Genomic DNA, 22,042 nt, shown 5'->3' with positions numbered 1-22,042 from the left:
CTCGGTCCTGGCGGGCGGCGGCAGCCGGGCCGACGAGGCCCGCGCCCGGTTCCTGCGCGAAGCCCGGATCACCGCCGCCCTGCAGCACCCCAACATCGTCACCGTGCACGACCTCGGAGAGGCTGCAACGGAAGAGGGCACGACGCCGTTCCTGGTGATGGAACTGCTCCGGGGCGAGGGCCTGGACGCCGTGGTGCGGCGCGGCCCCGTCGGAGAGGCGGAGGCGGCACGGTGGGGCGGGCAGGTGTGCGACGCCCTGGGCGAGGCACACGCCGCCGGCATCCTGCACCGCGACATCAAGCCCGCGAACCTGTTCGTCACCGCCTCGGGCAGCCTGAAGGTCCTCGACTTCGGGATCGCCCGCGCCGCCGACCCGTCGGCGACGGGTGACCGCCTCACCCACACCGGATTCATGGTGGGCACGGCCGCGTACATGGCCCCGGAGCAGGCACGCGGACACCCCGAGCAGCGCAGCGACCTGTACGCCCTGGGCTGCGTGCTGTTCGAACTGCTCACCGGGCGGCCGCCGTTCACCGCCCCGGACACCCTCGGCTACCTCACGGCGCACCTGAACGACCCGCCGCCGGCGCCGAGCAGCGTCGCACCCGGCGTCTCCGCCCCGTGGGACCGCCTGGTCGGCCGGCTGCTCGCCAAGGACCCGGCCGAGCGCTACGACTCGGCTGCCGCGCTCGGCGACGAGCTGCGCCACCTGGGTTCGATCGGACAGTCCGTGCCCCCGGCCCGGGGGTACACCCCGACCGTCGCCGAACCGGAGGCGCGCGGCACGGTCCCGCCGCCTGCCGCTGTTCCGGCGCCCCACGGTCTCGCGGCGCAGCCGACGGTCCGGGCACCGGCCGATCCGGATGCCGGCACGAGCCTGAGCCGCCGGGACCTGCTCGTGCGCGGCGCGGGCGTCACCGCGGTCGCCGTCACCGGAGGGGCCGCCGCGGTGTATCTGACCGGCGGGCCCGGACAGGGCCCGGTCGTCTGGTCGCGGAAGGTCGCGGACGTCGACGTGATCAACTCCGACAGCGCCGACGTCGTCCTGGCCGACGGCAGATGCCATGTGGCGGCAGGTCACTACTACAAGCCCACCGCCGCCCTCCACACCTTCGACCTCGCCACCGGAAAGCCTCTGTGGAAGGTGTCCCTCGGAGCCGCCTGGGCCCGTGCGACGCGCTTCGCGGTCGTCGGCGGCACGCTCGTCGCCTTCACGCAGGACGGCGAGGACGACCGCGGCCGGCTGCAGGCCTTCGACGCCGCCACGGGCAAGCGCCGGTGGCAGCGTTCGGTCCCCAACAACCACGACTCCCTCACCGTGCACCGGGCCGGCGGTCTCCTCATCGGTGACGAGGACGGGCGGGTGAGCGCCACCGATCCGCGTACGGGTGACGAGCGCTGGACGTTCGACGTGTCGTCCCCTTACAGCACGTCATGGATCCTCGGCGGCGACCTGGTGCTGTGCTCCGGAGGCATCGCGGTGGTCGCCAGCACGGGGAAGAAGCGGTGGACCCGCCCCGACTTCTCGCCGTACGGCGACCAGGCACTGCTCATGGGCGACGGCCTGCTCTGCTACGAGAAGGGCAGGACGGTCCCCGTCGACCTCGTTCTGCGCGATGCGGACACCGGCAAGGTGAGGTGGCGAACCCCGTTCCAGCAGACCAAACCGGACGAGTACGTCGTCGGGAACATTCAGCCGCTCGAGGAGCTGGTGTCGGACACCACGGTGTTCCTGCCGCTGCCGGCCGGATCCCGCCGGAAGCCGGCCGCCCTGGACGGACTCACCGGCAAGCCGCTGTGGACGTACGACCGCACGTACGAGGAACTCGGCCTGAGGGAGCGGGCGACGACGGCCGCGGCGGGCGGGTTCGTCCTGCCGACGAAGGACGGACCGGTGTGCCTGGCCGCCGCCGACGGCAAGGAACGGTGGCGCGCGGGCAACGAGGACGCCCAGCGGATCAGCCCCGTCGGCAAGTACGTCGTGCTCTCCGGGAGCAAGCAGGCCCGGCTGTTCCAGCGCTGGTCCGGTGTGCGGATCGTCGGAGCGGAGCGCGGCCGCACGCTCTGGAAGGGCGATTTCGACGGCTCGGCCATCGGCGATCCCGCAGCGAGCGGCAACACGGTCGTCATCCTCGACTCCGGCGGGACGGTGCGGGCGCTGCGGATCTGAGCCGCTCACCGGGGCCCACTTATGCCCAAGCCGACTGCTGCCCGCCGCTGTCTGTTGCTGCTCACCGCCGCCCGACGGCGGCCGGGCCGAAGGACGGTTGCCGGAGCGCGGCGGCGACCAGGCCCTCAAGGGCTTCGCGCGGCACTTCTCCGCCGTTCACCAGCCGGTCGAAGATCAGTCCGTCGATGCAGGTCAACAGGGTGTGCGTGCGGTTCTCGACGTCCGCCACGCCATGAGCGGCGAGGAACAGGCGCACGGCCTCGCGCCCGGCGTTCTCGCGGGGTACGAGGATCTCCCGCAGCTCGGGGTCGCGGACACTCTCGACGGCGCAGGCGTGCCGCGCGAGCGAGCGGCGGCGGCTTTCGCCGGTGAGGCGCCGGCGACTGAGGAGGAGCATGCCGTCCACCAGTTCCTCCGCGGTGCGCAGGGGCGGCAGTGCCTGGGCCATCGCGTGCAGCTCGGCCTGGTCGAGCCGGACCAGGCGGTTCACGAGCCCGGTCAGCAGTGGCATCGGCGGCCTCGCCGTCGCGATCGGTCTGCACCGCATCGGCTGGGACGTCACGGTCGTCGAGCGCGCGTCCGTGCTCGACGACGCGGCCCACGCGATGACCCCCAACCTGGGACAGGGGGCCTGTCAGGCGCTGGAGGACGCGGTCACCCTGGCCGCGGCCCTCGGCGCCGAGTCCACGGTCGAGTCCGCACTCGCCCGCTACGACGCCCTGCGCCGGCCGCGCAGTCAGGCCGTCGCGCAGGCCGCCCGGCAGGCCGGACGCATGGGCCATCAGCTCACCCACCCCCTGGCCGTCGCCCTGCGGAACGCGGCGATGCGGCTGACGCCGTCCCCGGTCGCCACGCGCATGATCCTGCGTCACCACGCCTGGGTCCCACCGGCGCTGCCCTGATCCGGCCTGGCTTGCCCCGGGGCGCGGTCGGCCGACGGCGAGGCGCGATCGGCCCCCCACGGTTGTCCACGGCGCACCCGCACTGGGCACGCTGAGGAACACACCCGGCCGTCGGCCCGTCGGCGATGAGTTCTCCGCCCGCGGCAGGTCCACAGGCCCAGGCAGGCACGGCATACAGGCACGGCACACGGACAGGAGCGACATGGGCAACAGCGGATCCGACAACGAGGTCGACGGCGCGGAGCCGGAACTCACGCGGCTGGAACCGGCGACGACGGCGGTCGTCCGTGGCGTCGTCCCTCTGGCCGACCTGCGGAACTTCTTCGACACGTCGTTCGGCGCCCTGGGCCGGACCATCGGGGCGCAGGGAATCACCCCGCTGAGCCCGGCCTTCGGTCTGTACCGCGGGTCGCCGGGGGACGCGCTGGACCTGGAGGTCGGGTTCGTCACGGACCGGGAGGTGCGGCCGGAGGCGGGGGTGGTGGCCGGGACGCTGCCCGGGGGCCGGGTCGCGCGAGTGACGCACCACGGGTCCTTCGACGGTCTCGGGGCGTCATGGGAACGGCTCCACGCCTGGATGCGAGCTCAGGGGCTGCCCACCGGAGACGCCCGCTGGGAGACGTACGTCACGCAGCCCACCCCGGACATGGACCCGGGCGAGCTGCGCACGGTCCTCAACTGGCCCGTGGCGGACTGACGAGCCCTTCTCGCGGAGTGTGACGGCGCGGGGCTCGCCGACTCGTCCCGGTTGGTCCGGGTCGGCGAGTCCCGCGCGGAAATTCAGGCAGAGATCCGCCCCCGAAATACCCCCGGGGGGTATATGGTTACGATCGTCGTCCTGAAGGGGCAACGCCTCAACACCCGTCACACCCTTGGAGATGTCATGACGAACCACGCCGGCCACGACCACAGCAACCACGGCGACCACGGCACGCTCGGTGCTCACGCGGGTCACGACGCTCACGCGGGCCACGCCGGACACGGAGCCGCCCGGCCCGGTGGGCTGTCGGTCTCGGAGAGCGGCTACACCCTCGAACTCGACTCGACGATCCGCACCGCGGGCGTCCAGCCGGTCAGCTTCCGCATCGTCGGCCCCGACGGGCAGCCGGTGACCGAGTACGTGCCCGAGCACGAGAAGGAACTGCACTTCATCGCCGTCCGGCGCGACACGGCAGGCTTCCAGCACGTCCACCCGGTGCGGGACGAGAAGGGCACCTGGAGCACCGAACTCGCCCTGGAACCGGGCGACTGGAGATTCTTCGCCGACATACACCCGGCCGGCCACGACGGCACCCTGACGCTGGGGATCGACGCCGCGGTCGCCGGAGCGTACGACCCGCGCCCGCTGCCCGGGAGCACCGGGGTCGCGGAGATCGGCGAGTACGCCGTGGCCCTCGACGGCGAACTCCACCCCGGCGTGACCAGCGAACTGACCCTCACTGTCAGCAGGAACGGCGTCCCCGTCACGGACCTGGAGCCCTATCTGGCCGCGTACGGACACCTGGTGGCGCTGCGGGTGGGCGACCTGGGCTACCTCCACGTCCACCCGGAGGGCACCCCCGGTGACGGCGTCACCGCACCGGGCCCGGAGATCGCGTTCATGGCGGCCGCCCCGTCGGCGGGCATCTACCGCCTGTTCCTGGACTTCCAGCACGAAGGCGTCGTCCGGACCGCCGAGTTCACCGTCCGTACCACCGAGGCCGGCCACCACGCGGGCCACGCGGACCACGCGGGCCACGCGGACCACGCGGGCCACGCGGCCCCGGCGGCACCCGGGCACGCCGGTCACCACCACGACGCCCACGCCCACCACTGACCGAACCGACCGATCGACCGACCGCGACCGACCAGCAGCGGAAGGAGCACCATGCCACGCCTCGCCCGGCTCACCCCCGACACGGCCGTCGGCACCTCGCGCGACCTCCTCGCCGAACTGACCTCCCGGCACGGCCGGACCGGCGACATGGTCGCCACCATGGCCCACTCGCCGGCCGTCCTGAGCGGCTACCTCCAGCTCAGCCGGGCCATGGGACGGGCCAAACTCGACCGCCGGATCAGCGAACGCGTCTCGATCGCCGTCCAGACCCTCCAAGGCTGCGCGCTCTGCCTCGACGCCCACGTCGACGCCGCCCGCGCCAGGGGAGTGGACGAGGAGGAGATCGACCGGGCCCGCGAGGGCACATCGGCCGACCCGGCGATCGCCGCGATCATCACCCTCGCCCTCCAGGTCTACCGGCAGCCGACGTCGATCACTGACGAACAGATCGCCGCCCTGCGCGAGTTCGGCCACAGCGACCGGGCGATCGCCGACGTCGTCGGCATCGTCGCCCTCAACGTCCTCACCGGCGCGTTCAACCTCGTCGCCGGCCTCACACCGGGGAGCGACTCCGGTGCGTGACGACACCTCCGCCGCCTGTATCCGCGGGGCGCGCTCCCCGCAGCGGGACCGCGCCCCGCCGCACGCCACCGAAGGAACCCGCCATGCGACTCTTCGCCATCCGCGACTACCGCCACCTCTTCGCCGCCCAGGTCATCGCCCTGTTCGGCACCGGACTCACCACTGTGGCCCTCGGACTGCTCGCCTACGACCTCGCCGGCCCGCGCGCCGGAATGGTCCTCGGCACCGCCCTCACCATCAAGATGGTCATGTACGTGGCCATCGCCCCGTTGGCCGCCGCGTACATCGACCGCCTCCCCAGAAGAACCCTCCTGGTGCTCCTCGACGTGATCCGCGGCGCCGTCGTCCTGGCGCTCCCGCTGGTCACCGAGGTCTGGCACATCTACGTACTCATCGGCCTGCTCCAGGCGGCCTCCGCGGCGTTCACACCGACCTTCCAGGCGGTCATCCCGGACATCGTCACCGACGAGGCCGCGTACACGCGGGCCCTGTCCGCGTCCCAGGTCGCCTCCACCATGGAAAGCCTGCTCAGCCCCGTACTGGCGGCCCTCGCCCTGACGTTCCTGTCCTTCGACCGGCTGTTCCTGGGCACCTCCGCCGGATTCCTGATCTCCGCCGTGCTCGTCCTGCTGACGCGCATCCCCGACGCCCGCCCCAGCACCCACACCCGGGCCTGGGACAAGGCGGCCGCCGGGATCAGGACCTTCCTCGGCACACCGCGGCTGCGCGGCATCATGGCGCTCAACCTCACGGTCGCCGCCGCGGGTTCGATCGTCGTCGTCAACACCGTCAACTACGTACGCGACGAACTCGGCGGCTCCCAGCAGGACGTCGCCTGGATGCTCGCCGCCTCCGGCACCGGGACCCTCCTGGCCGCCCTCGCGCTGCCCCGCGTCCTCGACCGGGTCGCCGCCCGCACCGTCATGATGACCGGCGCCAAGGTCCTCGTCGCCGCCACCGCCGCCGCGGTCGCCCTCATCGCCACCGGCCTCACCACCTGGGCGGGCACGGCGATCGTCTGGACCGCGACCGGCATCGGCATGGCGCTGATCATCACGCCGACCGGCAAGGTGCTGCGCGCCTCCGTCGAACGCGCCGCGATCCCCGAGGCGTTCGCGGCCCAGTTCTCCCTGTCCCACCTGGCCTGGCTCATCACGTACCCCGTCGCGGGCTGGCTCGGCACCCGGGCCGGCTTCACCCTGGCCTGGTCCGTCCTCGCGACGCTCGCCGCGGCGGGCGCGGTCGGCGCCCTGCTCCTCTGGCCGCGCCACGACGGCCGCGGAACGGCCGTCGTGCCGAGCACGACCGGCCCGGCCGCCACCAGCGAGGACCGGTCCACCTTGGTCAAGGCCGCGTGAGAGTCGCGTGCGGGGAGCAACTCCCGGCAGCACGGCCCGGCCTCCCGCAAGTCCGCCTTGCGGGAGGCCGGGCCGCACCCCGTGGAACCACCTGCCCCGGTCGTATTCGGCAGGGCACGCTGGCCGGATGTATTGGCCGTCGCACGCCATGATCGGCGAGGGTTGCCCCGGGTGGCACCGACATCCCGGCCGGGAGCCCGTGGCGAGCCGGCCGTTCGCTGCCCGAGGACCGGAGCCGTCAGGGCCCGGTGCCCGGGCCCATCGGAAGGACTCGACCGATGCACCACCAGCGACCGCCCCACCGCCGACGAACGACCCGGGCGCGCCGCACGGGTCTCGGCGTGTGCGCCGCCCTGGGGCTCCTCCTCGTGACGGGTTGCGGACAGGACAGCGGCGGGGGCGGCGGCGGGCCGTCCGCCGCCGCGTCGTCCGACCGGCCGGTGTCGGCGCCGACGTCCCGGAGCGTCGACCTCGCCGGCCTGGAGCGCGATTACCGGGCCCACATCGGCCTGTACGCGGTCGACACCGGCAGTGGCCGCGCGGTCACCTGGAACGACACCCGGCGCTTCTCGTACAACTCGACCGTCAAGTCCTTCCTCGCCGCGGCCGTCCTGAAGAAGAACGGGATCGACGGGATGGACCGCGTGTTGCGCTACGACCGCTCCGACCTGATCGCCAACTCACCCGTCACCGAACGGCACGTGGACACCGGCATGAGCCTGCGGGCCCTGTGCGACGCCGTCGTCCGCTACAGCGACAACACCGCGGCCAACGTCCTCTTCGAGGACCTCGGCGGCCCGGGCCGGCTGGGCGCCTTCCTCAAGGACGAGCTCGGTGACACGGTTACCCGCACCGACCGGATCGAGCCCTACCTCAGCCGATGGAGCCCGGGGGAGGAGCGCGACACCTCGACGCCGCGCCAGATGGCGTCCAACCTGCGCGACCTGGTCCTCGGTGACACGCTGCCCGCGGCCGAGCGACGCCTGCTGACCACCTGGCTGCGGACCAACACCACCGGGGACAAGGCCATTCGGGCCGGTGTCCCGGACGGCTGGGTCGTCGGGGACAAGACCGGGACCGGCTCCTACTTCGCCGCCCGCGACGACATCGCGGTCATCTGGCCACCCGGCCGCAAGCCGCTGGTGATGGCGATCCTCACCTACCGCGACGGCGCCAAGGACGCCCAGGCGGACGACAAGCTCCTCGCCGACGCGGCGGCAGCGGCGGACGCCGCCCTGGAGGCCGACGACCGCTGAGGGATTCTCGGGCGCCCGACGCGTCACACGGTCACGACGGGCCGCCCGCCGGCCAGTTCGAGCCGGCCTCCGCGGAACCGTTCCCGCATCCGCCGGTCATGGGTGACGACCACCAGCGCACCCTCGTACGAGGCGAGGGCCTCCTCGAGTTCCTCGACCAGCGCGGGCGCGAGGTGGTTGGTCGGCTCGTCCAGGAGCAGCAGGTCGACCGGTTGCGTGACGAGCCGCGCCAGCTCGATCCGCCGCCGCTGCCCGTACGACAACTCACCGACGCGCAGCCGCAGTTCGGCGGGCCGGAACAGGCCCAGCGAGAGCAGTTGTTCGCGCTGTTCCTCCCGGTCGCCCGGCCGGTCGTGGGCGAAGGCGCCGAGCACACTGACGCCGGCGGGCCACGGCGTCTGCTGCTGGCGCAGGATGCCCACCCGGCCGGGCACTCGCACGGTGCCGCGCCGCGGCCGCACTTCGCCCGCCAGGATTCCGAGCAGCGTGGACTTGCCTGCGCCGTTGGGCCCGGTGACGAGCGGCCGCCGGCCCGGATCGAGGCTCAGGTACGGCAGGTCGAGGCGGCCGTCCAGGTGGATGTCGACGAGTTCGGCGGCCGGCCCGGCCACCGTGTCCCGGTCCGCGGCCGTGGCGACCGACGCCGCGAACACCAGGGGATCGGGCGGCAGTCGGGGCGGTGCGGCGGTGAGTCGTGCGACCCGTTCCTTGGCGTTGCGGATCCGGACCGTCGCGCCGTGGCTGCGGCTTCGCGTGCGGAACCCGCCGTGCCCGAAGTTCGCCAGCGGCGCCTTGCGCGGGATCGCGTCGAGGCGTTGCGCGTGGGACTCGGCGAGGTGGCGGTTGCGGGCGAGGTCGTCGCGCCACTGCTCGTACTCCTGGACGCGGCGGCTGCGTTCGGCCGCCTTCGCGGTGCGGTAGCCGGCGTAGCCGTCGCCGTAGCGGGTCACTCGTCCTTCTCCCACCTCCAGGATGGTGCTGGTCAGGTTCTCCAGGAACGTGCGGTCGTGGGTCACCGCGACGACGGTGCCGCGGTGACCGCGCAGGTGTGCCTCCAGCCAGCCGACGGCCTGGTCGTCCAGGTCGTTGGTCGGTTCGTCGAGCAGCAGCAGTTCGGGCCGGGCGGCGAGCGTTCCGGCCAGCGCGAGCCGCGACCGCTCGCCGCCGGACAGCGAGCCGAGCCGCCGGTCCCGCGCGAGGCCCGGCAGCCCCAGCCCGTGCAGTGCGATGTCGACGCGCGCCTCGGCCGCGTAGCCGTCGCGCGCTTCGTAGCGGGCGAGATGACGTTCGTACGTCACGAGTGCCGCGTCGAGAGCGGTGCCCTCGGCCGACTGCAGCTGTCGCTCGTCGTGGCGCAACTGGGCTTCCAGCGCACGCAGTTCGGCGAGTGCGAAGTCGACGGCGTCCTGCACCGTCGCGTCGGCGGGCAGGTCGAGTGCCTGCGCGAGGTAGCCGGTGCCGCCGGGTGCGGAGACGGTGACCTCGCCGCTGTCCGGCCGTTCATGGCCGGTCAGCAGCCTGATCAGGGTGGACTTGCCGGACCCGTTGTCCCCGATCACGCCGACCTTCTCGCCGGGTTTGACGGTGAAGGAGACGCGGTCCAGGACGAGGTGGTCGTCGTAATGCTTGGTGAGGTCGTGCACGGTGAGCTGGGCGGTATGGGTACGCAAAACAGGGCCCCCGCGGGGAGTGATGGACAGGTGGCGGTGCGCCTACCGCGGAGCGCGGCTCCACGCGGTGGCGCGTGCTGTCATCACAGAGTTCCCATGGGCAAGACGGTACGGGACGGCATCGACAATGGCAAGACGATTCGTCTCGTCTTGTAAAAGGGTGGAGTGCCGCGAGTGCCGGACGGGTCAGGTACCAAGTAGGTACCATGAGGGGTATGCCGTCACTGAATGTGTCGTTCACGGATGAAGAGCTCGAGGCTGTGCGCGCCGCCGCGGCGGCCGAGGGCAAGAGCCTCAAGCAGTACCTGCACGACCTCGGTGTGCGCGAGATGGCCAGGAAGCGGTTCGTCGCCGGGGCCCTGGACCGCTACGACGCGCTGCGTGACGAGTTCGACGAGGCGTTCCCCGGCGAGATCCCGCCCGCCGAGCGCAAGAACGGGGCGAGCGCCGCCTGATGGTCCTGTACGTGGACGTGTCCTGGCTCCTCGACGTACAGGAGCGCGCGGCCCTCGACGAGATGACCGTCGCCGACTACTCGGGCCTGGTGGCGGCCGTCGCCCGGCACCGGACCAGGATGCCGACGCTGGAGGCGTCCGACCCCGACGCGGCGTGGCGAGCGGCCGCGCTGCTGCACACCATCGTCCGCCTCGAACCCCTGCCGTTCCGCAACTCCCTGTTCGCGGCCGTCATCGCGGCGCAGTACCTGCACGACTCGGGCGAGGGGATCGATCCGCCCTACGGCGCCCTGTCGGACCTCGTCCGCAAGGTCCGCGAGGAGCGGATGAGCGTCTACGCGGTGGCCGGGCAGCTGAGGGACTGGCGGGTGTGAGCTCCGTGCGAACGCTCCGCCCCGCCGGGCGCAAGTAGGGGGTGAGACCGCCGCCCGGGCGGTCAAGGACAGGGGGGTTCATGGATCCCGATCCCGATCCCGTTGCGGACGAGGATCTGCTCGTGCGGGCCGCCACGGAACCGGCCGCGTTCGAGCCGCTGGTCGCGCGGCACTCCGTCGCGCTGCACGGCTACCTCGCACGACGGGCGCCGACCGCCGCCGACGACCTGCTCTCGGAGGTGTGGCTGCAGGCCTTCGCCCACCGGCACACCTTCGACGCGGCCCGCGGGGCGGCCCGCGCCTGGCTGTTCGGCGTGGCCCGCAACGTACTGGCCCGGCACTGGCAGCGGGCCGCCCGAGATCCGGGCCCGTCAGCCGCGGGCGAGCCGTCCGGCAGCGACCCGTGGCACGCGGTGGACCAGCGGCTCGACGCCCTCGCGGCCGGACCGCAGATCCACGCGGGGCTCGCCGAACTGCCGTCCGTGGAGCGGGAGTTGCTGCTCCTCGTCGCCTGGGAAGGGCTCACGCCCACCGAGGCCGCGGCCGTCGTCGGCATCCCCGCCGGCACCGCCCGCTCCCGGCTGCACCGGGCCCGCGCCCGGCTCCGGTCCCGCCTGTCCGACGGCACCCTCACCACCCTGACGGGAGAGCTCGCATGAGTGCGCAGCGTCACGACGATGTGCTCGACTTCCCCGGCGCCGCGGAACTGGTCGCCGCCGGCCGTACCCCCGAACCCGACCCGGCGGTCCTGGCAGCGGCACTGACCGCGGTCCGCACCGCGATCGACACCGAGACCGCGAAGCCGCAGGACCCGGCCGCCGCGGAACCCCGCGTGGTCGTCCCGCTGTACCGCCGGCGCCACGTCCTCGCCTCGGCGGCGGCGGTCGCCGCGGTCGCCGCCGCGGCGATCATCGCCCCCGTGACCAGCATGGACGGTGGCAGTCCCGCCGCGAGCGCGGAGGCGGCGGCATTCTTCGGCACGATGGCCGACAAGGCGGCCGGCGGCGCGGACGGCCCGTACTGGAAGATCACGGCGACCGAAGCGGCCCCGGGCACGGTGACCCGCACCCGGACCGTCTTCCTCGGCCCCGACGGACTGACGTCCGTCGAGAACGGCGAGAAGCTGTCCAAGCCCCAGCCGAACGGCATGACCTGGCGCGTCGGCGACAAGCGGCTGGACTGGAAGGGCCTGCGCGCTCTGCCCACCGACCCGGCCCGGCTCCGCGCCGAACTGGCCGCGGGGAAGGACGGAGCGGCAGCGGACGAACAGGTCGTGACCGAGGCCGGGCAACTGCTCTCGTTCAGCCCGGCCCGGGCCGAACTGCGCGCCGCGCTCTACCGGGTGATGGCGGACACCCCCGGCGCGGACATCCGCACCGGAGCACGCGACGCGACGGGCCGTAGGGGCACGGAGGTGACCTGGAAGTACACCAGCACCGAAGGGCCCGGCATCGCCACCACCCCGCACTGGATCATCGACCCGGCGACGGGCGGGATCCTCGAGGAGAACCGCACGGCCGCCGAGTCCTACGACGGCTCGCACTGCCGGCCGTCGGACGGCGTGGACAAGGAGTGCACGCCGTCGCTCTCCAAGGGCGAGCCGACGAGCAGGCGGACGTTCCTCTTCAACGGCCCGGTCGCCGGCCTCGGCTGACCCAGGACGTCACGGGAACGGAGGGAGGGCCCGATCCTGTCGGGCCCTCCGGTCAGCCGACCGTCACACGCGGTCGGCCGCGATCAGGAGGTACTGGAACGAACCGTCCTGGTAGGAGTTGATGAACGCGTCCTCGATCCCGGTGACCAGCGACGACGTGGCCCGCAGCTCCCAGTAGGGCAGCGTGTCGGGGGTCAGGTCGATGACGGCCTGCGGCACGAGCCGGTTGTCCGCCATGGCGCGCAGGTACTCCCTGCGCGAGTGGATGTTGCACTCGAAGTGCGCGTTGATCTGGGACACCCACTTCGACGGCTGGCCGTACCGCGGGTTCCAGCAGCCGGTGATGGTCACGTAGCGACCGCCGACCCGCAGGATCCGGGAGTGCTCGGCCATCAGGTCGTCCAGGTCGACGTACATGCTCGACTCGTTGTTCCAGGAACCGGCGGCCTGCCCGGTCTCGAACGGCGTGTCGAGCATGTTGCAGACGCGGGCGCGGACGTGGTCCTCGATGCCGAGCTCGGCGGCGCGCCCGTTGGCGAAGTCGGCCTGCTTGGCCGACAGCGTGACTCCTTCGACCTTGCATCCGAAGCGCTGGTGCGCCATCACCATCGAGCCGCCGCGGCCGCAGCCGGCGTCCACCAGGGTGTCGTCCCGTCCGATGGCGCCGAGATGCTCCAGCAGGACGTCGGCCTGCGCCGACTCCAGCCGGTGCAGTTCGGCGATCAGCTTCTGCTCGTTCTGCCTGTCCCCGTCGCCGCCGAGGGCGGCGTGGTCCACCGCGCCGATGCCGTAGTGGTGGTGGTAGAGACCGTCGACATCGCCGAGCCGCAGGTTCACGGGCCGGGCCTCTCCGTCCCAGTAGCGGGCGATGTCTCCCTGGTAGGGCGTGGCCGGGTTGGGGACGAGCGGGGAGCGACCGGTGCTGGGGGCGGTGAGTTCGGTGCTGGTCACAGATGGTTCCAATCTCTTACCAGAAGTCGGGCAGGCTGTAGCGGTAGGTGTTGTTCTGGTGCCAGTGGTGGTTGCCGTCGACCCACGCGGCCACGCCGCGCAGGAAGCGTTGGACGGTCGGGAGCGGGCAGTCGGCGGCGAGGGCCGCGGCCTCGGTCTCGAAGCTGTGCATGAGGTCGTTGTGGACCTCGACCGACTTCAGATAGGCATCCCGTTCGGAGAGGCCTTCCCGTTCCGCGATCACGACCGGCAGGTTCAGGTGCGTGCCGGGGGAGTCGAGTTCCTTTGTGTACGAGTAGAGGTCGTTGACGATGGTCGTCGCGTTGCCCGCGAGTGCGATGACCTTCTGCATGGCCGGTTGGGCGTGCAGGTCCGCCGGCAGTTCGTAGCCGCCGACGGTGTCGGTGATGGTCGGGCAGGGGCGGAAGTTGTTGAACTGGCGCATCGCCAGGTACTCCCACACCTCGGGCACCTGGTCCATCTGGGACCAGGCGGCCTCGGCGAGGTAGCCCAGGTGCAGCCGGGCCATGTCGTGCCGGAACCGGTCCGCCTGGGAGGGGCTGCCCGCCTGGACGAAGTACTCCATGGCGGAGCGGTACGCGCGCCGGGGCGCGTCCGCGTGGAGCGACTTCGCCCAGTCCGGCTGGTACTCCTCGGTGGTGTGGAGGGGGTCGAGTGCGGTGTGCGCCAGCAGCAGGCGCTCGCCGAGGCCGATGGGGGAGCCGCCGTGGTCCTCGCAGTAGTAGTCGTCCACCGCGTTCTCCGCCACCATCAGGCGGGTGGCGATCATCAGGTGGTCGACGGTGGGTGCGTCCGGATGGCAGCCGACCATGTAACTGCCCACGGAGAAGCCGTCGAACTCCTCCTCCCAGTCGTCGGGATAGAGGGAGACCTCGTCCAGCGCCCAGGACTTGATGCGCCGGCTGACCTCCTCGACGCGCACCGGATCCGGGTCGGCCACCTGGTGGTAGTACAGGCCGGGGATCGGCCTGCCCTTCGGTGCGGTGGCCGACGGCTCGGGCGCGGCCGGTCCGGGACCGTCCGGCAGCTCCTCCCGCAGGGTGAGGCGCAGGCCGGACGTGCCGATGCCGCTGGGGCCGCGCAGCACCCGCTCCAGGTCGGCGCCCGGCACCGGGACGTCGGCCGCCGGCCCTTCGAGGGGCGGCAGCGCGGGCTCGGGCACCGTGGGCGCGGCGGTCACGGAAGGGGCACTGGGCGGGCCGCCGGTGGCGGCCGTGATGTCACAGGCGCGGGCCGCGGCATCGGTGAGGACCTGAGCGCCGAAGCGGGCGGCCGCTTCCGGCAGGGTCGATTGAGGAGGTGTCGGATCGGGTGGTGGCATCCCTGACTCCTAGAGGGATCGAGAGGGGGGTGGGTGCCCGGCACGGGCCTTTCGGGCATGCGTGACCGGCCCGGGGACCGGGCGACGCACCACGCCGTGCGGACCGCGCGTGCTACCTGGGCCAGTGGGAGATCTGCACGTTCTCCAGGACGCCGACCGCGTCCGGCACGAGGATGGCGGCGGAGTAGTAGGTGCTGACCAGGTACGAGGTGATCGCCCTCTCGTCGAGGCCCATGAAGCGCACCGAGAGTCCCGGCTCGTACTCGTCCGGCAGCCCGGTCTGCCGCAGACCGATGACGCCCTGGCTCTCCTCACCGGTACGCATGATGAGGATGGAGCTGGTCCGCTCCTTGGTGATGGGGATCTTGTTGCAGGGGAGGATCGGGACGCCGCGCCAGGCCGGGACCTGCCGGCCGCCGAGGTCGACGTTGTCCGGATAGAGGCCGCGTGCGTTGAACTCCCGCCCGATGGCCGCGATCGTCCGGGGATGCGCGAGGTAGAACTTCGATCCGCGGCGGCGGGTGAGCAGTTCGTCCAGGTCGTCCGGCGTCGGCGGGCCGGAGTGGGGCTGGATGCGCTGCTTGAAGTCGGCGTTGTGGAGCAGGCCGAACTCGCGGTTGTTGATGAGCTCGTGCTCCTGGCGCTCGCGCAACGCCTCGATGGTCAGCCGGAGTTGTTCCTTGGTCTGGTTCATCGGCTGGTTGTAGAGGTCGGCGACCCTGGTGTGGACGCGCAGGATCGTCTGGGCGACGGAGAGCTCGTACTCGCGCGGCTTCTCCTCGTAGTCGACGAAGGCGCCGGGCAGTTCGTGCTCGCCGCGGTGGCCGGCCGACATGGCGATCTCCGCCTCGCCGCGGTGGTTCTGGCGCCGGCGCGAGCGGGAGCTGAACTCCTCAATGTGGGCCTGCAGGTTCGGGGCCGAGGCGAGCACGGACGCGAAGTCGGCGCGCGACAGGGTGAGCAGGGTGCCGGCGGTCTCGGCGACCGCGGTGTGCTGCCAGCGGGCGCCCTCGTCCAGGAGGGCGTCGTCGCCGAACCGGTCGCCGTCGGCGAGGACGTCGAGGGCGATCTCGTCGCCGTACTCCCCGACGGAGAACTGGCTGACGCGGCCGTGGGCGATCAGGTGGAGCCGGTCGGCGGGCGCGCCGCGCTCGACGAGGGTCTCCCCGGCCCGGAAGTCGTGCTGTTCGCACCGGCCGGCGATGGCGGTGAGCACGTCGACGTCGTCGAAGCCCCGCAGCAGGGCCAGTTCGCCGAGCTCCCGGGGGATGACGCGGACCTGCGCGCCGTCCTGGACGAACTCCACGCTTCCGTCGCCGACGGTGTACGTCAGACGACGGTTCACCCGGTACGTGCCGCCGGTGGTCTCCACCCAGGGGAGCATCCGCAGCAGCCAGCGGTCCGTGATCTCCTGCATCTGCGGGACGGACTTGGTCGTGGTGGAGAGGTTGCGGGCGGCCGCCGTGCCCAGGCTGGACTGCCGGGGCGGCTCCAGGCGAGCGTCCGGGGTGGAGTCAACGGTCATCTGGGAGGGCTCTCCTTGGTCGGGCTGCGGGAGCAAATACGGGGCCAGGGACGGGATTTCGTCCGGATTTCGCAAGAACAGTAAGGGTCCGTCCACCCGTCGAGCCAAGCGAAGTCGGTGACATTAACTCGATGCGATGATCACGGCCGCCCGAGGTTTGCCCGGGCAACGGCGGAACTCGGCCCGGTTTTCGCGGCGCCGCACCCCGCCGACCGCCTGCCGCACGGCCGCTCGCCCGGGGGTGCGTCGAATTCCGGACAGGGGTCGGCTCGGCGGCCGTTGCGTCGACTCCCGGTGGAACCCTCGCTTCCCGTTCGGGCGCCCGTGCGGTGGAACCCTTGCTTCCCGTTCAGCGCGCCCGCGCGGTCGACTCCAGAACCGCCGTCAGGAACCGCCGCACCGTCGCCAGTTCCGCCTCCTCGAACCCTTCCGCGGCCCGCACCACCTCACCGATGACCGGCCCGAAGAAGGTCTCACCGAGCACCGTGGCCTTCTCCTCCACCTCCAGCAGCACGCGTCGCCGGTCGGCGACGTCCTTGCTGCGCCGGACAAGGCCGAGCCGCTCCAGCCGGTCCACCAGGGCGGTGGTGCCGGCCGAGTTCAGCCGCAGCTGCCCGCCGAGCCAGCCGGGTGTGGCCCGGGTGCCGGACCGGGCGGCGTCCAGGAGGTGGATCAGGGCGCGCACGTCGGTGGGATGCAGTCCGTGGCGCACGGCGAACTCGGCGCCGAGCAGGTCGAATTCCACGGTGACCGCGCGCAGCAGGTGCACCAGCCCCATCTCCGTGCTCTTGGCGTCCATACCCGCTCCGCTCCCTCGGCCCTTGCGTACTATCTCGCTGAACGAGATTATCGCCCAGCGAGAGGAACGCGCGATGTCCCCGTCCGCTTTCGACCTTGCCTATGACGCGCTGCTCGCCCGCTGGCCGGAGTCCACCGAAGAACGCGACATCAGGACGCCGTTCGGATCCGCCCGAGTCCATACGTACGGCCCGGAGGACGGCAGCCCGCTGGTGCTCCTGCCCAGCGGCTCGGCGACCGGCCTCTCGTGGTTCGCCAACGCCCCCGCACTCGGTGAGCGACACCGGGTCCATGCCGTGGATCTGGTCGGCGACGCGGGCCGGTCCGAGCGCCAGGGAACCCCGCTGAAGAACGCCGACGACCTCATGGCCTGGCTCGACGCGCTGCTGGACGGACTCGGCATCGCCCGCACCCACCTGTGCGGCCACTCCTACGGGGCCTGGCTCGCCGCCCGTTACGCCGTCCACGCACCCCAGCGGGTCGACCGCCTCGCACTCGTCGACCCCACCCAGGTCTTCGCCGGATTCCGCCCCGGCTACCTGCTGCGCGCCCTGCCCTCCCTGATCCGGCCGAGCGAGGGCCGCGCCCGCGCCTTCCTGGCCTGGGAGACCGCGGGCACCCGCCCCGACGAGACGTGGCAGCGCCTCTACGCGCCGGCCACCACGGTTCCCGGCCGGAAGTTCGTCACCGGCGGCCGCCCCCGGGTCGCCGACCTGCGCATGCCGGTCCTGGTCCTGGTCGCCGAACGCAGCCGCGCCCACCGCGCCGCCCAGGTCGCCGAACGGGCTCGCCGGACGCTTCCGCGGGGCGAGGTGACCCTCCTGTCCGACGCCACCCACCACTCCCTGCCGCACACGGCGCCGGAGCGGCTGAACGACCGGCTGCTGGACTTCCTGGACCGACCGCTCCAGGCGGATCGGGGACTCACCAGCGGACAGGGCTGAGTTCCTCATCCCAGGGCGTGCACGGCTGCCGTCGCGAAGACCATGGTCACCCAGGTCCACAGCACGGCGAGCGCGCCGTGGCCGGCCGTGCGCAGCCTGTCGCCGCGCCACAGCCGCGGTGAGAAGTAGGCGAACTGCATGATCCAGCGCAGGCCCCAGAACAGTGTCTGGGCGCACAGCAGGAAGGTCGGCAGGGGTGCGCCGGTGAGGAGGGCCGGGGCGAACGCGAAGGGGAGCGCGCCGAGCAGTGTGCAGGTCAGGGCGATGAAGAAGAGGTGCGCGTAGGAGACTTGGCGGGTCAGCAGGCTGCTGGCGCGCAGATCCGCGGGCCAGCCCAGGATGCGCGGCAGCGCGGCGTGCACCAGTCCCATGACGATGAGGGCGACACCGACCAGTCGCAACTGGCCCGTGAGGCCGAGGAGTTCCGTCATGCTCACTCCTTGGTGAAGGCGAACGCCGTCACCAGGCGGGCGAGTCGGCGCTCGGCCGCCTGGTGCAGACCGGCGTGCGCGGCGAGCCGCAGCCACTCGGCCCGGGGCAGGAAGTGCCAGGCGCCGGGTCCGAACGCGGCCGTGTTCGCGGCGTCCCTGAGGTGTTCGGTGACGATCAGGGTGCCGCCGGGGCGCAGTACCCGGGCGCATTCCGCGAACAGCTCCTCCCGGTCCCGGGCCCGGCGCAGCTCGTGTGCGGCGAAGACCAGCAGGACGGCGTCCGTCCCGGCCGAGGCAAGGCGCAGCGCGCCGGGGCGGCCCGCCACGGCATGGGCGGGCGGCGGCACGCGGCGCCGGGCGCGTCGTATCGAGCCTTCGTCGGTGAGCGTCGGGTCGTACAGGTCGACGGCGGACTGCCGGGCGGCCGGCCAGCGTGCGGCGAGCGAAGCGCTCACCTCGTCGAGTCCACAGCTCACCACCAGGTACGAGGACGGCGTGCGGGGCAGCAGTGCCGCCAGCCAGTCGTAGGTGTACAGGTCGGAGCGGTCGTACACGTACCAGCCGGCCGCCGTCGCCGTGCCGAGGAGAGTGAGCGCCGCCGCGGATCCGATCCGGGCGAAGTCGCTTACGGGGCGTGGAAGTTGTCGGGCAACGACGCCGGCCGCGACTGCCGTGGCCAGCCCCGCGGCGTACTGCGGCCAGTTGTAGACGATCGCGTCGCGGGCGCCCGAGTGCCGCTGCTCCGGCGTCATCGCACGCCCCCGCTCTCCGTGCGGCGCACACCGCGGTGCCAGCCGTAGTCGACGTCCGCGACGTGGAAGGCGTTGGCGAGCACGGGATCGGTCCCGGCGAGCGGGCCGTGGTCGAAGAACGTCAGACGGCGCACGTCGACGGAGACGGGCTGCGGATCCCACTGGGTGCGGAACGCCTTGACGACGACCACGGAGCGGGTCTGCGGCTCGTACTCGAAGGTGTAGGGCAGCGGCCCGGCGAAGCGGCGTGCGGCGCGCGCGTCGGCGAACGGGCTGTGCGGTGGCAGCGGTGCCGGGGCGGTGCGCAGATCGGCGGCCACCTCCAGGTCGGCGCGCCCGTCGCCGCTGTCGACCCGGAACTCCAGCGAGCCGTCCGTGACGCGTGAACCGATGCGTGCCAGGCGGTAGTTGTAGCGGGTGAGCACGTTCCCGCCCCACCGCATGAAGCGGGTGTCGGTGTCGCTGCGCAGGATCCGCAGCCCGCGCATGGTGCGACCGCCGGGGGTGCGGAAGCGGGTGAAGACGCGGTAGCCGGTCAGCAGGAAGTCGCGGCCGAACCGGGCGGGCAGGCCGGCCGGGCGCAGGGCGCGGGTGTCGACGAGGGCGGCGGCCACGAACCCGTACTCCACGTCGTGCTCGCCGGTCCGGTAGGTGTCGAGGTCAAGGCCGGGAGGCACGAGCGGGCGCAGCACCTGTGCGGGCAGGGCATAGGTGAGGACGAGCGAGTGCGCGAAGCGCGTACGCATCGCTATCGGGTGACGTTGTATCAGGTATCTGGGATCTCTCACGGTTCGATCCTTCTGTCGTCGGTGCCTTGCGGGTCCGCGCCCACGCGGACCACGCGGACCACGCCCCACAGCGCGGAGCGGTCCTGGGCCGCCCAGCCGGGGTCGGCCGGTCCGGGTTCCCGGAAACTCCGCAGGATGACGGTGCCGCCGGGGCGTACTGCGTGACGGACGGCGGTGCGCAGGCGGCGGGCGAAGGCGGGGCCGGGGCCGTCGAGCACGTTCGAGAGGAACACGGCGTCGAAGCCGGCGCGGGGCGAGCCTTCGAGGACGTCCACCACGTCGCCCTGGATCAGGCGGACGTCCGGCGCGAACATCCCCTCCGAGTCGGGGAGTTCGGTGTCGGCCAGCAGTCGCGCCATCCAGGGGTTGGTGCGGTTGGGGTGATGGGCGACGGTCCGTTCCAGGCGTCGCAGCAGCACCTCGTCGAAGCGCGCGGGAACCACTCCCGCGAACGACGGTCGCAGGGCCACGGCGAGTGCGCCGCCCGGTCGCAGGGCGAGCTTGAGCATCCGGCGCAGGCCGGGGCCGTCCAGCTCGGCGTGCCAGCGGCGGGCTTGTTCCGCCGGATCGTCCAGGGCGCAGAAGGCGCGCAGGGCCGGTGCGCGCCAGGCCGGCAGCAGGGCGCCGAGCGTGCCCCGGCCCAGGCGCATCAGCCGTTCCGCGGTGCCGTCCCTGGTCGGGCCGCCCGCGAGCCGGCCGCGCGCGTAGGCGAGTTGGACCAGATTGACGTCCACGGCCGTGACGTCGTGGCCGGCCCGGTGCAGGGCGGCGGCGGTGTCACCGGCGGAGGCGATGCACAGCACTCGCGCGCCGGATGCGGGCAGGACGCCCAGCTCGATGCCGTGGTCCTCGTACATCCGCCCGAACAGGAGGCGCGGGCCGCCGGACCCGCTGATGATCCGGCCACGCGCCCAGGGAGTGCCGCTCACCGGGCCGTCCTCCGCGGCGACATCCACGTCACCATCCAGATCAGGGCGACGAAGGCCAGGTTCTGCGTGAGCAGCCGTCCGGGCTCGTCGATCTGATCGGGGCTGAACAGCAGGCCGCCCGCGTTGAACCCGGCCACGAGCAGCGTCTGCACGACGGCCGCGGCCCGCACCCGCCGCCCGGTCAACACCCAGATCCCGATGGCGACTTCGGTGAGTCCGACGACCACCAGCGCCGTCGTCACCGCCCAGCCGGGCAGGATCGGCACGTCTCCCACGATGGCCCGCTGGTCCGCGCGCCCCGGCCAGACCTTGCACCACCCCCCTTCGTAGAACCACACCAGGGCAACCGCCCCACGAGCGGCCAACGCGTGCCACAGCCCGGGCAGCTGCCGACGCTGCTGGATCTCGGCCACCCCACTCATGCGCACCCACCACCGATCCGCTAAATTGAACGCGTTCAAGAAAAGCATACTGATCGCGAGCATGGAGGATCCACGCATGAAGAGGGGTGGCCGAGTGGCCGCGGGCGTCGGGGCGGCTGTCGTGGTCGCTGTCGTGGTCGCCGTCGTGGTGACCGGGTACGGGTCCGGATCCGACGGCTCCGTGCGGCAGAAGGCGCAGATGCGCAGCTACTGCGTCGCGCTGGGGGACTGGCAGGAGGCCAGGGACGAGGCGAACGGGGACACCGGAGTCGTGAACGGTGCGGGTGACGCGGCGCTGGCCGCGGCCAGGCATCTGGACGAGAGCGGGCTCGCACCCGCGGGAAGCGACCTTCTGGCCGACACCTCCCACGCGGTGAACGGCGACGCGGCCTCCGAGGGCCGTGCCGTGTCCTCCTGCGACGCCGACGGCTTCGAAACCCTGGTCCACCAGCCGTCATGACAGCCGCCGGCCGATCCCGCCAGGCTCCCTTCGGCGAACGGCGGTGGCGCCCGGCGGAATCCGCCGGGCGCCACCGCCACCCCGGATGGTCCGCGCCCCTCACCCTCCGGCGATGGCCTCGCGGATCAGCGGCTCGAACTCCCGCCGCACATAGGCGTCGAACGGCGCCGTCAGCGCGCCGTCGATCACCCGCCCCACCCGATGCCGCGCCGCGAACTCCTTGATCGATGCGCGGGACCCCGGCCCCACGCCACCACCGATGATCAGCACCCCGAACTGCTCGGTCTCCAGCAGCTTGAGGGCCTCTTCGTCGGTGCTCGCTCCTTCCACGTCAAAGCCGTCCGCGCGCAACGTGTCCAGCACGCTTGTCACCCTGGCGGGCGTCCTTCCCAGTACCAGCGTCCTCATGGCCGTTCCTCCCGGTACGTCGGCATCGACGCTCCCGAGCCTAGAAACTCAACCG

The 22,042-nt window shown here is 72.5% G+C and carries 24 protein-coding genes and 1 pseudogene; 13 read left to right on the top strand and 12 right to left on the bottom strand.

Going from position 1 to position 22,042, the window contains the following annotated elements; genetic code table 11:
• Positions 1-2,170, top strand: a 2,170-nt coding sequence (locus M4J07_RS09930; protein ID WP_255969854.1) for a protein kinase domain-containing protein, incomplete at its 5' end; no start/stop codon positions are given.
• Positions 2,171-2,231: 61 nt separating this feature from the next.
• Here the strand turns inward: M4J07_RS09930 and M4J07_RS09925 are convergent.
• Positions 2,232-2,717: a TetR family transcriptional regulator C-terminal domain-containing protein gene (locus M4J07_RS09925; RefSeq protein ID WP_255969851.1), complete on the bottom strand. Its 486-nt coding sequence runs from the start codon at positions 2,715-2,717 to the stop codon at positions 2,232-2,234.
• 34 nt (positions 2,718-2,751) lie between these two features.
• Between M4J07_RS09925 and M4J07_RS09920 the strand changes: the two are divergent.
• From M4J07_RS09920 to bla, 6 genes and pseudogenes are all read left to right on the top strand, one after another.
• A pseudogene (locus M4J07_RS09920) lies at positions 2,752-3,072 on the top strand (FAD-dependent monooxygenase); the annotation flags it as partial.
• A 202-nt stretch (positions 3,073-3,274) separates the two neighbouring features.
• Positions 3,275-3,769: a GyrI-like domain-containing protein gene (locus M4J07_RS09915; RefSeq protein WP_255969848.1), complete on the top strand. Its 495-nt coding sequence runs from the start codon at positions 3,275-3,277 to the stop codon at positions 3,767-3,769.
• Positions 3,770-3,955: 186 nt separating this feature from the next.
• Positions 3,956-4,888, top strand: a complete 933-nt coding sequence (locus M4J07_RS09910; protein ID WP_255969845.1) for a hypothetical protein — start codon at positions 3,956-3,958, stop codon at positions 4,886-4,888.
• A 51-nt stretch (positions 4,889-4,939) separates the two neighbouring features.
• Positions 4,940-5,470, top strand: a complete 531-nt coding sequence (locus tag M4J07_RS09905) for a carboxymuconolactone decarboxylase family protein (RefSeq protein WP_255969842.1) — start codon at positions 4,940-4,942, stop codon at positions 5,468-5,470.
• 83 nt (positions 5,471-5,553) lie between these two features.
• A complete protein-coding gene (locus tag M4J07_RS09900) occupies positions 5,554-6,828 on the top strand; it encodes an MFS transporter (RefSeq protein ID WP_255969839.1) in 1,275 nt (424 codons plus the stop codon).
• Between the two features lie 278 nt (positions 6,829-7,106).
• The gene (bla, locus tag M4J07_RS09895; RefSeq protein ID WP_255969836.1) at positions 7,107-8,084 is read left to right on the top strand and encodes a class A beta-lactamase; all 978 of its coding nucleotides are present in this window, start codon (positions 7,107-7,109) and stop codon (positions 8,082-8,084) included.
• Positions 8,085-8,107: 23 nt separating this feature from the next.
• On the opposite strand, the gene M4J07_RS09890 is transcribed toward bla, so the two are convergent.
• Positions 8,108-9,754, bottom strand: a complete 1,647-nt coding sequence (locus tag M4J07_RS09890; RefSeq protein WP_255969833.1) for a TlrC/CarA/OleB/SrmB family ABC-F type ribosomal protection protein — start codon at positions 9,752-9,754, stop codon at positions 8,108-8,110.
• A gap of 215 nt (positions 9,755-9,969) precedes the next feature.
• Here M4J07_RS09890 and M4J07_RS09885 point away from each other — a divergent pair, with 215 nt between their 5' ends.
• The 4 genes from M4J07_RS09885 (at position 9,970) to M4J07_RS09870 (ending at position 12,237) form a co-directional block, all read left to right on the top strand.
• A complete protein-coding gene (locus tag M4J07_RS09885; RefSeq protein ID WP_255969830.1) occupies positions 9,970-10,209 on the top strand; it encodes a hypothetical protein in 240 nt (79 codons plus the stop codon).
• Entirely contained in the window at positions 10,209-10,583 is a 375-nt protein-coding gene (locus M4J07_RS09880; RefSeq protein WP_255969827.1) for a toxin Doc, read from the top strand. The genes M4J07_RS09885 and M4J07_RS09880 overlap by 1 nt, the downstream gene beginning before the upstream one ends.
• Before the next feature lie 80 nt (positions 10,584-10,663).
• Positions 10,664-11,242, top strand: a complete 579-nt coding sequence (locus tag M4J07_RS09875; protein WP_255969824.1) for an RNA polymerase sigma factor — start codon at positions 10,664-10,666, stop codon at positions 11,240-11,242.
• Positions 11,239-12,237, top strand: a complete 999-nt coding sequence (locus M4J07_RS09870; protein ID WP_255969821.1) for a hypothetical protein — start codon at positions 11,239-11,241, stop codon at positions 12,235-12,237. Before M4J07_RS09875 ends, M4J07_RS09870 begins: the two co-directional genes overlap by 4 nt.
• A gap of 63 nt (positions 12,238-12,300) precedes the next feature.
• Here M4J07_RS09870 and M4J07_RS09865 read toward each other — a convergent pair whose 3' ends face one another.
• The 4 genes from M4J07_RS09865 to M4J07_RS09850 all read right to left on the bottom strand — a co-directional run bounded on the left by M4J07_RS09865 (position 12,301) and on the right by M4J07_RS09850 (position 16,854).
• A complete protein-coding gene (locus M4J07_RS09865; RefSeq protein WP_255969818.1) occupies positions 12,301-13,188 on the bottom strand; it encodes a geranyl diphosphate 2-C-methyltransferase in 888 nt (295 codons plus the stop codon).
• A 16-nt stretch (positions 13,189-13,204) separates the two neighbouring features.
• On the bottom strand, positions 13,205-14,530 hold the full coding sequence (locus M4J07_RS09860; RefSeq protein ID WP_255969815.1) for a family 2 encapsulin nanocompartment cargo protein terpene cyclase: 1,326 nt from the start codon (positions 14,528-14,530) through the stop codon (positions 13,205-13,207).
• A 112-nt stretch (positions 14,531-14,642) separates the two neighbouring features.
• Complete coding sequence (locus M4J07_RS09855) at positions 14,643-16,055, bottom strand: family 2B encapsulin nanocompartment shell protein (protein WP_255969812.1); 1,413 nt, start codon at positions 16,053-16,055, stop codon at positions 14,643-14,645.
• Between the two features lie 349 nt (positions 16,056-16,404).
• A complete protein-coding gene (locus M4J07_RS09850) occupies positions 16,405-16,854 on the bottom strand; it encodes a MarR family winged helix-turn-helix transcriptional regulator (RefSeq protein WP_255969809.1) in 450 nt (149 codons plus the stop codon).
• A gap of 73 nt (positions 16,855-16,927) precedes the next feature.
• Between M4J07_RS09850 and M4J07_RS09845 the strand changes: the two genes are divergently transcribed.
• The gene (locus tag M4J07_RS09845) at positions 16,928-17,797 is read left to right on the top strand and encodes an alpha/beta fold hydrolase (protein ID WP_255969806.1); all 870 of its coding nucleotides are present in this window, start codon (positions 16,928-16,930) and stop codon (positions 17,795-17,797) included.
• A gap of 5 nt (positions 17,798-17,802) precedes the next feature.
• Here M4J07_RS09845 and M4J07_RS09840 read toward each other — a convergent pair whose 3' ends face one another.
• From M4J07_RS09840 to M4J07_RS09820, 5 genes are read right to left on the bottom strand one after another with little or no spacing between them, the layout of a single operon-like run.
• Positions 17,803-18,228 carry a hypothetical protein gene (locus tag M4J07_RS09840; protein ID WP_255969803.1) on the bottom strand — a complete coding sequence of 142 codons (426 nt, stop codon included), beginning with the start codon at positions 18,226-18,228 and terminating at the stop codon, positions 17,803-17,805.
• 2 nt (positions 18,229-18,230) lie between these two features.
• Positions 18,231-18,980, bottom strand: coding sequence for a class I SAM-dependent methyltransferase (locus tag M4J07_RS09835; protein ID WP_255969800.1), 750 nt, complete (start codon positions 18,978-18,980; stop codon positions 18,231-18,233).
• Entirely contained in the window at positions 18,977-19,726 is a 750-nt protein-coding gene (locus tag M4J07_RS09830) for a DUF2071 domain-containing protein (protein ID WP_255969797.1), read from the bottom strand. The genes M4J07_RS09835 and M4J07_RS09830 overlap by 4 nt, the downstream gene beginning before the upstream one ends.
• A gap of 38 nt (positions 19,727-19,764) precedes the next feature.
• Positions 19,765-20,697: a BtaA family protein gene (locus M4J07_RS09825; RefSeq protein WP_255969794.1), complete on the bottom strand. Its 933-nt coding sequence runs from the start codon at positions 20,695-20,697 to the stop codon at positions 19,765-19,767.
• Entirely contained in the window at positions 20,694-21,119 is a 426-nt protein-coding gene (locus tag M4J07_RS09820; RefSeq protein ID WP_255969791.1) for a DoxX-like family protein, read from the bottom strand. The genes M4J07_RS09825 and M4J07_RS09820 overlap by 4 nt, the downstream gene beginning before the upstream one ends.
• Positions 21,120-21,195: 76 nt before the next feature.
• On the opposite strand from M4J07_RS09820, the gene M4J07_RS09815 reads away from it, so the two are divergent.
• Positions 21,196-21,579 carry a hypothetical protein gene (locus M4J07_RS09815; protein ID WP_255969789.1) on the top strand — a complete coding sequence of 128 codons (384 nt, stop codon included), beginning with the start codon at positions 21,196-21,198 and terminating at the stop codon, positions 21,577-21,579.
• A gap of 99 nt (positions 21,580-21,678) precedes the next feature.
• On the opposite strand, the gene M4J07_RS09810 is transcribed toward M4J07_RS09815, so the two are convergent.
• Positions 21,679-21,987 carry a hypothetical protein gene (locus tag M4J07_RS09810; RefSeq protein ID WP_305127490.1) on the bottom strand — a complete coding sequence of 103 codons (309 nt, stop codon included), beginning with the start codon at positions 21,985-21,987 and terminating at the stop codon, positions 21,679-21,681.
• Between the last annotated feature and the right edge of the window lie 55 nt (positions 21,988-22,042).

The sequence above is a fragment of the Streptomyces longispororuber genome (assembly GCF_024448165.1).
In the GTDB taxonomy this organism is placed as follows: Bacteria; Actinomycetota; Actinomycetes; order Streptomycetales; family Streptomycetaceae; genus Streptomyces; species Streptomyces longispororuber_A.
Note: the sequence above shows the minus strand (reverse complement) of the source record. Positions and strands in the feature narration are given on the sequence as shown.